Origin of the sequence: Aquiflexum sp. (assembly GCF_041749095.1) — a bacterium.
Lineage (GTDB): Bacteria > Bacteroidota > Bacteroidia > Cytophagales > Cyclobacteriaceae > Aquiflexum.
Genome location: NZ_JBGTCA010000112.1, coordinates 18,432 through 27,362, shown reverse-complemented (window position 1 = coordinate 27,362; position 8,931 = coordinate 18,432). Strand labels below are relative to the sequence as shown.

Annotated in this window: 7 protein-coding genes; 2 read left to right on the top strand and 5 right to left on the bottom strand. The window is 40.8% G+C overall.

Annotation, left to right across the window (positions count from 1 at the left end):
• The 4 genes from ACEW8O_RS06145 to ACEW8O_RS06130 form a co-directional block, all read right to left on the bottom strand.
• Nucleotides 1-2,282 (bottom strand): ABC transporter permease (locus ACEW8O_RS06145; protein WP_373493743.1); only part of this gene is annotated, 2,282 nt, incomplete at its 3' end.
• 308 nt (nt 2,283-2,590) lie between these two features.
• Nucleotides 2,591-3,289 (bottom strand): ABC transporter ATP-binding protein, encoded by a 699-nt coding sequence (locus ACEW8O_RS06140; RefSeq protein ID WP_373493742.1) that lies wholly within the window; start codon nt 3,287-3,289, stop codon nt 2,591-2,593.
• A 273-nt stretch (nt 3,290-3,562) separates the two neighbouring features.
• Nucleotides 3,563-3,820, bottom strand: coding sequence for a four helix bundle protein (locus ACEW8O_RS06135; protein ID WP_373493741.1), 258 nt, complete (start codon nt 3,818-3,820; stop codon nt 3,563-3,565).
• Between the two features lie 164 nt (nt 3,821-3,984).
• The gene (locus ACEW8O_RS06130) at nt 3,985-5,250 is read right to left on the bottom strand and encodes an efflux RND transporter periplasmic adaptor subunit (protein ID WP_373493740.1); all 1,266 of its coding nucleotides are present in this window, start codon (nt 5,248-5,250) and stop codon (nt 3,985-3,987) included.
• Nucleotides 5,251-5,829: 579 nt separating this feature from the next.
• Between ACEW8O_RS06130 and ACEW8O_RS06125 the strand changes: the two genes are divergently transcribed.
• Entirely contained in the window at nt 5,830-7,218 is a 1,389-nt protein-coding gene (locus ACEW8O_RS06125; RefSeq protein ID WP_373493739.1) for a sigma-54-dependent transcriptional regulator, read from the top strand.
• The gene (locus ACEW8O_RS06120; protein ID WP_373493738.1) at nt 7,208-8,563 is read left to right on the top strand and encodes a PAS domain-containing sensor histidine kinase; all 1,356 of its coding nucleotides are present in this window, start codon (nt 7,208-7,210) and stop codon (nt 8,561-8,563) included. The genes ACEW8O_RS06125 and ACEW8O_RS06120 overlap by 11 nt, the downstream gene beginning before the upstream one ends.
• A 201-nt stretch (nt 8,564-8,764) precedes the next feature.
• Here the strand turns inward: ACEW8O_RS06120 and ACEW8O_RS06115 are convergent, their stop codons facing one another.
• Nucleotides 8,765-8,929 carry a hypothetical protein gene (locus tag ACEW8O_RS06115; protein WP_373493737.1) on the bottom strand — a complete coding sequence of 55 codons (165 nt, stop codon included), beginning with the start codon at nt 8,927-8,929 and terminating at the stop codon, nt 8,765-8,767.
• Nucleotides 8,930-8,931 lie beyond the last annotated feature (2 nt).

The following is an 8,931-nucleotide window of genomic DNA, read 5'->3' as shown; positions in this document are numbered from 1 at the left end:
ATCAAGACAACAGCAGCTGCTCCTGCAAAAATCCACCAGCTAAGGTTTGTTTTGTAAGCATAATCCTGAAGCCAGAAATTGGAAAGATACCATGCCAAGGGAATCATAGCCAAGATTGAAATCAGAACAAGTAGAACAAAGTCCTTTACGATCAAATATAAAATTGAATTGATTGAAGCCCCCAAGACTTTTCTCACTCCAATTTCTTTTTTCCGGTTTTCAACTGTAAAAGCCGCCAATCCAAACAATCCCAAACAGGAAAGGAAAACAGCAACTACCCCAAAATATTTTGCAAGCTTGGATACTCGTTGCTCCTGAAGATAAAGGGTTTGAAAATCTTCGTCCATAAAGCTGAAATTCATCTTTTGAGCAAAAAGATCTTCAAATAATCCCGAAACAGATTTAATAGCTTCAGCTTGATTTTCACTGTTTATCCGGAGGATAATCTTCTGCATAAATGAATTGTCATATTTTAAAAACGCCGGCTTTACTGTTTCTTTTAAAGATTCAAAATGGAAATTTTTCAAAACCCCGATCACTTCCATATCATTTCCCCAAAGATTGACAGTGGCACCAATTGGTTCTTCCAGACCTATCACTTTTACAGCTTCTTCATTTAGGATGATTTTACTCTTTTCATCCCCAAAATCCCTCGAGAATGACCTTCCTTCCAACATCTCAAAACCCATGGTTTCGATCAAATCCATGTTTACGTTAATATTCTCAAATTTGACCTGTTCATCAGGGTTTTTTCCTTCCCAATGCAATCCTATCGTCGATGCCATCAATCCAATCAGGGGGTGGGATAAACTTGATGCATTTTCAACACCGGGCAACCTTTTTACCTGATTTAAAAACAGTTCCAATTGGGTGTCGGATAATGAAGAGGAACTCACCTGAAGCAAATTGGATTGGTTATATCCAAGATTTTGACTTTGAATATAAGACATTTGCCTTCCTATCACTACGATCCCAATTATCAATAAAAGGGAAATTGAAAATTGAAAAACCACCAGACCCCTTCTCGCCAAAAGTTCTCCGAAACTTCCTTTGATATTATTTTTTAGGATTTGGATAGGTTTAAATTTTGAAAGATAAATTGCCGGATAAATCCCAGCCATCAAGCCTGTCAATATCCAAATCGAAAACATTATCAAGACCAAACTAAAATTAAAGTCTAGTCTTAGATCTTTTATAGATACCTGATTGAAAAACGGCTGCAACAGTTTTGCTAAAATCAATGCGGAAATCATTGCAAAAAAGGCAAGCAACAATGTTTCTATCATGAATTGACTGAATAGGCCGCCACGGCTTGCTCCCATAGATTTCTTGACACCTATTTCTTTGATCCTGTTCATCGTCCTTGCCGTGGTCAGGTTCATAAAATTGATACAAGCAATCATCAGTATAAATAAAGCTATCGCCGAAAAAATCCATACATAATTGATCCTTCCACCTACGATTTTTCCATCTGCATAGGTCCCATACAGATAGGTGTCCTCAAAGGCCTGAACGAAAGGACTTACATTGCTTCCAGCTTCTTTTTCCTTGATAAAATCTTTAATCTGTGAATTGAATGCATCAATATCTGTACCCTCTCTTAACAGCAAGTAAGTCCCAGCATTGAAATTGTCCCAATGGGCTCCATCTCCAAGCATATTCTTGAAATAAGGAAATGACAACAGAAATTCCGGTTTATCCACATCCTTGGAGCCAAAATCCTTATAAATCCCACTCACCAAAACATCATTTCCAAATTCAAACACTGACCATTTCAGGGATTTCCCCAATGCCTCATTTGTAGAACCAAAAATTTTATTGGCAGTGGATTCTGATAATACTACAGCATTGATGTCATTTAAAGCCTGATTTTTGTCCCCTTCCAGAAACTCAATACTGAACATATCCAGGTATTCCTGATCTACAAACAAACCGTCAGCAACTTGTATTTCTCCTCCGTTATCAAAAGAAACATCTTCTATAAATGGAGAATAAGCTGCTGCCATTTCCACTTGGGCAAGTTCTGTTCTCATGGCTGATGCCATTTCAGAAGGTGTGATTCCTATGGTTACAATACCTGTGGAGTTGTCATGATTGGTAAATACTGCATAAATCCTGTCCCCTAGTGCATGATATCTATTGATCCCCATTTCATCCTTCACCCACATCATGATCAAAATCACAGTAGTGAGTCCCAAAGTCAGTCCCAGAAGATTGATCCCGAAGGTCATTCGGTGCTTACGAAAACTTCTTAAAGCGATTTTGAGATAGGTGGATAACATGGTGGGAAGTTGGGGAGTATGGAAGTAAGGAGTTGTGGGGGTTGGGAAGAATGAGAGTTTTATTTTCGTAATTGTTCCTCATCTTTTAATTGAATATTGGTTCTAGAAAATCATAAAGTGAGATGATTTCATCACCAAGGAAGGTCAATAAAGCCAAAGCTTGAGAGAGATTTCCAAAGTTTTGAAAATCCCTCCTTTTCCTTTTCCAAATATTCTAGACATCCCTTTGAGTGAGACGGGTCTTAATATTTCTTATTTTCCCAAATCTTGTGTCTTGTGTCTTGAATCTTGTGTCTCAGATCTTATTCCTAAACATGAAACTGCTCCCTGATATTCTCAGTCACCACTTTACCATCAAATAAGTTGATGATACGGTGGGCATAATTGGCATCGTGGGGAGAGTGGGTTACCATCACGATGGTGGTGCCTTCATTGTTGAGTTCTTCCAAAAGTCTCATCACTTCCTCACCGTTGGCAGAATCCAGGTTACCTGTAGGTTCATCGGCGAGTATCACAGAAGGCTTGGCTATAATAGCACGGGCTATGGCTACCCTTTGCTGCTGACCACCGGAAAGCTGCTGTGGAAAGTGGTCTTTTCGGTGCATGATTCCCATTCGGGTCAGTACTTCCTCTACCCTTCTTTTTCTTTCATCTGAGGGAGTCTTCAAATACAGCAAGGGAAGTTCAACATTTTCAAATACTGTGAGTTCATCGATCAGGTTAAAGCTCTGGAATACAAATCCGATGTTGCCTTTTCTGAGTTGGGATCTTTGTCTTTCAGAGAATCTCGCTACTTCATTTTCGATAAAATGGTATTCCCCTGCATCGGGATTATCCAATAGCCCAATGATGTTGAGCAGCGTGGATTTACCACAGCCTGACGGACCCATTATGGCTACAAATTCCCCTTTTTTGATTTCAATATTGATATCATCCAAGGCAGTGGTCTCTACTTCTTCAGTGGTGTAGAGTTTTTTAAGATTGACGGTTTTGATGATGTTTTGCATGTGATTGATGTTTGTATTGAGGTAGTTATGATCTTGTTTAATTAGATGTTGTTTTTTGTTTTAAGGTTGCTTGGTTGTTAATGACCGATGTCGGATGACCGATGACCGATGCTGGGTTTCTGTTAGCTATGAAGAGCGTCGAATGACAGATAATTTCATTGTAATATTTTAAATAATTTATTTGATTTTTGATTTGAAGGAATTCATCATGTTCATTAGATAAAATGCTTCGTCATAAAACATTTTGAAATCACTCTCACTGATATATTTCCTTCACTTGGACTTGTGTAAACATGTAACTACTTCAGCCAGTGATCTAATAGCAAATCCTAAGAATCTTTTGAATTCCGGATTTGATTGACCTATTGAACCTTCCGAAATATTTAAAGCAATAGAATCGGAAGCCTTCCTGATCTGGGAAATCAGGTTATACTTTTCCTCTTTTGGAAATCCCGAACTCATTTCAAATATCTCCTCTCCAAAATCCATGGCCTTCTGCCAAATGGTCAGTTTTTCAAATTTAAATTTCATGATTTCTATGGTTTAGGTTTAGAATTTTACTTAATCCAAAATACCAAAACCAAATCAATGAAAATAAAATACTATTAATCTTAATCGATTATTTTAAAATCTACCTTTTTTAATTAATTGAAACCCAACATCGGTCATCGGTCATCTGACATCCGACAAAATTGCTATTTCAAATTCAACACCTCATTCTTCCCAAAATTCTCATAGCCACTGACGATCACTTTGTCACCTGCTTGCAGGCCTTCGATGACTTCGTAGAATTCGGGGTTTTTGCGGCCAAGGCGAATGTTTCTTTTTTCGGCTTTGCCGGTCTGTTGGTCTACGACAAATACCCAGTTACCTCCGGTGTCCTTATAGAAGCCGCCTGTAGGTAATAAGATGGCCTGATTGCTTTCCCCTAATTCCAATCGGATCCTGACAGTCTGTCCCCGGCGGATTCCTGTAGGAACTTCATCAGTGAAAAACATATCAACCTCAAATCTTCCTGCATTTACATTGGGATATATTTTACCTATTTCAAGTTCATAATTGCCACCTGAAAATGAAAATGTTCCTTTAAGGCCTGTATAAATTCTTGGTAAATACAGTTCATCTATAGGCACCCTGACCTTAAACTTATCGAGGATATCTATCTGTCCATATCTCTCTCCGGCACTGATGGATTGGCCCACTTCAATTTGTTCGGTGGAAAGTTGTCCGGTAATCGGTGCCCTCACAGCCAGGTTATCCAGGATATGGCCTACCCCATCAAGGGACTGATTCATCCTGCTTTCAGAATCCCGCAGCTGTCGTTTTTGTGCCACCCGGGACATAGAATCATTTCGATATGCCGTATAGGTCAATTTTCTTCTTTTGACATTATATTCATATTGTTCTTTGACTTCTTCGAATTCCCTGTCAGAGACCAGTTTCTTTTCATGGAGCTCCTTGAATCTTTGGTACTGAGGCTTCAACAAGCTGATCTGATAGTCGATCTCTGCAAGCTGACCTTGTTGACTAAGGTCATTTTGATCCAATTGCAGGCGTACTTGTCTGAGGTTGTTGATCTGGAAATACAGACCTGATTCTCTTTCCATCACCTCCAACTGAAGCTTGGAATTGGAGAGGAGCAAAATAGTATCCCCTGCATTGACGAAAGCCCCTGATTCACGGACTATTTTTTGGATATTCCCTCCTTCCAATGCATCCAAAAAGAAAACTTCCCCAGGTTCTATATTGCCACTGACAGGAATATAATCCGTAAACTCACCTTCTTTGACTGTTGCGATGGTGACGCGCTCCATATTGACATTCATGGACGACCTGGAGTCAGCAAATACCAATTGGTACAAAACAATGCCCACCAATAAAGTCCCACCGGCTATAATTGCGATAAACTTTGGGGTCCAGGTCTTTTTTTCAATCTTTCTATCCATTGCGGTAATTTCCATTTATTCGGTTGATCTGTTATTGCCAATTAATATGCCACGAACAAAACCGCCAAAAATACCCAAATAAGGCATCTTGGGAATCAGACCCGATTTTTTTTCGAACAAAATTGTCCGCCAGCGACCAAAATATACTGATAATGGCTCAATGGATCCTGATATTTATTTTGTATTGAAAATGAAAAAATAGCGTAATTTTAATCCAGTGCCCGATTTTGGAAAAACATTGTCCGTTTGTATCATTTCGGTACAAGTTTGGCGAAAGGATGAGAGAAGTATGAACAAAGTACGAAGTACAATCCGCCACGGCGGACAAGTTGTACCAAGTACGAGATTAGTGGCGGAAGTAGGTGGGTGATGATGGATGAGGGAGGAAGGTAGATTTTAGATCTTAGTCCCAATAGCTATCAGGATAGATTTAGGTCTCAGTCGAAATCGGGATTAGTTTAGAACTTATCTCGCTATTGTCTCTCAGTTCCCGTTTCTCGCCTCTTGGCTCTTGCCTCTTGGTTCTTAGCTCTCGCTTCTCGTTTCTCGCTTCTTGAATCTCACATCTCACGTCTTATATCTCACGTCTCACAAATGAAAGAACAAAAAACAGGAAAAATTCTGATTGTCGATGATAATGAGGATTTGCTCAAAGCGGCCAAAATATTTTTAAAGCGGCATTTTGGTCAGGTGGATACCGAGACCAACCCAAGTTTGCTGCCGATCCTGATCGTCAACGAACAGTATGATGTGATCATGTTGGACATGAACTTCACCAAGGATGTCAGCAGTGGACAGGAGGGTTTTTATTGGTTGGACAGGATATTGGAGCTGGATTCTTCTGCTGTGGTGGTTTTGATCACCGCATACGGAGATGTCAATACCGCTGTCAAAGCCATTAAAGAGGGAGCAACTGATTTTGTGCTGAAACCCTGGGAAAACGAGAAATTACTGGCTACCCTAAACTCTGCACTTCAACTCCGTCAATCCAAACTGGAGATATCCCAACTCAAAGACCAACAACAACAGCTTTATCAGGATATAGACAGCAAATTCAAGGATATCATCGGCCAAAGCGCTCCAATGGTCAGGGTATTTGAAACCATAGAACGTGTAGCAGCCACGGATGCCAATGTGCTGATATTGGGAGAAAATGGTACCGGCAAAGAACTGATAGCACGGGCCATACACCGGTATTCAAAGAGACACAGGGAGGCCTTTGTTGGAGTGGATTTGGGATCGATTACCAGTACACTTTTTGAAAGTGAACTTTTTGGCCACAAAAGAGGGTCATTTACAGATGCCAAAGAAGATAGGGCAGGGCGGTTTGAACAGGCCAATAAAGGCACTTTGTTTTTGGATGAAATTGGTAACCTTCCTCTTCCCCTTCAGGCAAAGTTACTGGCAGCAATTCAAAACAGAGAAGTCACCCGGGTAGGTTCCAATAAAGTGATTCCGGTAAACATCCGCCTGATTTCTGCCACCAATATGAATATCCACAACATGGTGTATGACAACACTTTTAGACAGGACTTGCTTTACAGGATCAATACCATTGAAATCACCTTGCCGCCATTAAGGGATAGGATGGATGATATACCATTGTTGGCAAACCATTTTATAGACATCTACTCCAAAAAATACAACAAGGATATCCGCAAAGCAGGGGAAGCCCTGATCAAAAGAATGCAAAAATACCATTGGCCCGGCAATATCCGGGAACTGCAGCATAGTATCGAAAGGGCTGTTATCATGACATCCCACAGTGTACTGCAGCCGGAAGACCTCTTTATGCATAAACAAATGGCCCCCGAAAAACAGGAGGAAATGGTCAGCTTGGACCACCTCAATATAGAAGATGTGGAAAAAATCCTGATCCGAAAAGCACTACAGAAACACAACGGCCATATTACCCGTGCTGCTGAGGAATTGGGACTGACAAGATCATCCCTTTACAGAAGATTGGAGAGGTATGGGCTTTAAATCATTTGCTGTCGGCCTTATCATCCGAGTCGTAATGATCGTGGCTGTGGCCTATGTAGGGGTTTTCTTCTTCCAAAAAGAACAATCTGTCCTGCAAGGGATTATGTTTTCGATGATTGTGCTCGTATTGACTGTAAACCTGATTTCCTATGTCAATACCACCAATAGAAAAATCACCCGTTTTTTGGAATCCATACGTTACTCCGATTTTTCATCTTCCTTTACTAAAGACAGTAAGCTGGGACCATCATTCCGTGAAATGAACATGTCTTTTAACGAAGTCATTGATGCCTTTAAAAAAACCAGGGCAGAAAAAGAAGAGCAGATGCTGTTTCTCCAGATCATGATTCAGCATATCAATACCGGAATTCTATCCTTTGACAATGATGGGAAAATCGGTGTCATCAACGGTGCTGCCAAGCAGTTGCTTCAGATTCCCCAGTTCAAAGATATACATGACTTGGGCAAACTTTCCAGAGCATTGCTTCGGAATGTGCTGCAATTAAAGCCAGGAGGCTCTTTTTCCATCAAGATCAATAATGACCTACACCTCAACGTCCAATCAGCTTCCTTCAAAATGGAAGGCCATAGCTGGACCCTGATATCCTTTCAGAACATCAAATCAGAATTGCAGAAAAATGAACTGCAGGCCTGGCAAAACCTTACCAAGGTATTGCGACATGAAATCATGAATTCGATGACGCCGATTGCGAGTTTGGCCAATTCCCTAGGGACTATTTTGGAGGAAGATGTAGAGGAAAAAGATGACGGAATTCTTGTCATGCAAAGAGACTGTTTCATGGACCTGTCCGAAGGTCTGGAAACCATCAGTAAACGAAGTGCGGGATTAGTGGAATTTGTCAATGCTTACCGGGATTATACCAATATCCCACAGCCGGTCATCAAGCGGTTTGCTGTCGAGCAGATGTTTGAAAATATCTGCGTATTGCTCAAAGAAGAATTGACCAAAGCAGATATCAAACTTATCCCCAAGTTGCAGCCCAAAGATCTGGAAATCCTTGCAGATCCTGACCTGATACAGATGATATTGATCAACCTGATCAAAAACGCAAAAGAAGCCATGGCCTTGGCAGTAAACAGGACCATCATACTATCTGCAGGTACAGACAGCCAATCCGTCCCATATATCCAGGTAATTGACCATGGAGAAGGAATAGTACCCGAAGCCATCGAACGGATTTTTGTCCCCTTCTACACAACAAAAAAAACAGGCAGCGGCATCGGCCTTGCCATCTCCAGGCAGATCATGAACCTGCACAAAGGCAGCCTTGAGGCAGAGTCTGTGGTCGGGGAGAAGACGGTGTTTACGTTGAGGTTTGGGTAGGTAGGGAAGGATGAAGGGTGAAGGGTGAAGGAACAGAATTTTAGATTTTTTAGATTGGGGGAAGAGTGAAGGATAAGGGATTGAAAAAGGGAGAAAGGATGTAGAATGAAGGATGAAGGATGAAGGTGGTTCGTCATTGCGAGGAGCACTTGGAGAACTTTGGTATTTTGAATAGTCCTTGTGCGACGTGGCAATCTCTAACTATGCCCCAGCTTCTTTTAGCCTTCTTAGGAAATCCTCCTTTGAAATTGGTTTAGCCAATTTTCTAAGAGAATCCCAAATTTTTCCCCTTCCTTCAGTAGTATTGGCATTGGCAAAAGGATTCTCTGTATTATACTTTTGAGTCTTTTCTTTTTTGGATTTCATAA

Excerpts from the sequence above, each read along its gene's own strand:
- ACEW8O_RS06140 (WP_373493742.1), bottom strand. The coding sequence starts at position 3,289 with ATGCAAAACATCATCAAAACCGTCAATCTTAAAAAACTCTACACCACT.
- ACEW8O_RS06135 (WP_373493741.1), bottom strand. The coding sequence starts at position 3,820 with ATGAAATTTAAATTTGAAAAACTGACCATTTGGCAGAAGGCCATGGAT.
- ACEW8O_RS06130 (WP_373493740.1), bottom strand. The coding sequence starts at position 5,250 with ATGGAAATTACCGCAATGGATAGAAAGATTGAAAAAAAGACCTGGACC.
- ACEW8O_RS06125 (WP_373493739.1), top strand. The coding sequence starts at position 5,830 with ATGAAAGAACAAAAAACAGGAAAAATTCTGATTGTCGATGATAATGAG.
- ACEW8O_RS06120 (WP_373493738.1), top strand. The coding sequence starts at position 7,208 with ATGGGCTTTAAATCATTTGCTGTCGGCCTTATCATCCGAGTCGTAATG.
- ACEW8O_RS06115 (WP_373493737.1), bottom strand. The coding sequence starts at position 8,929 with ATGAAATCCAAAAAAGAAAAGACTCAAAAGTATAATACAGAGAATCCT.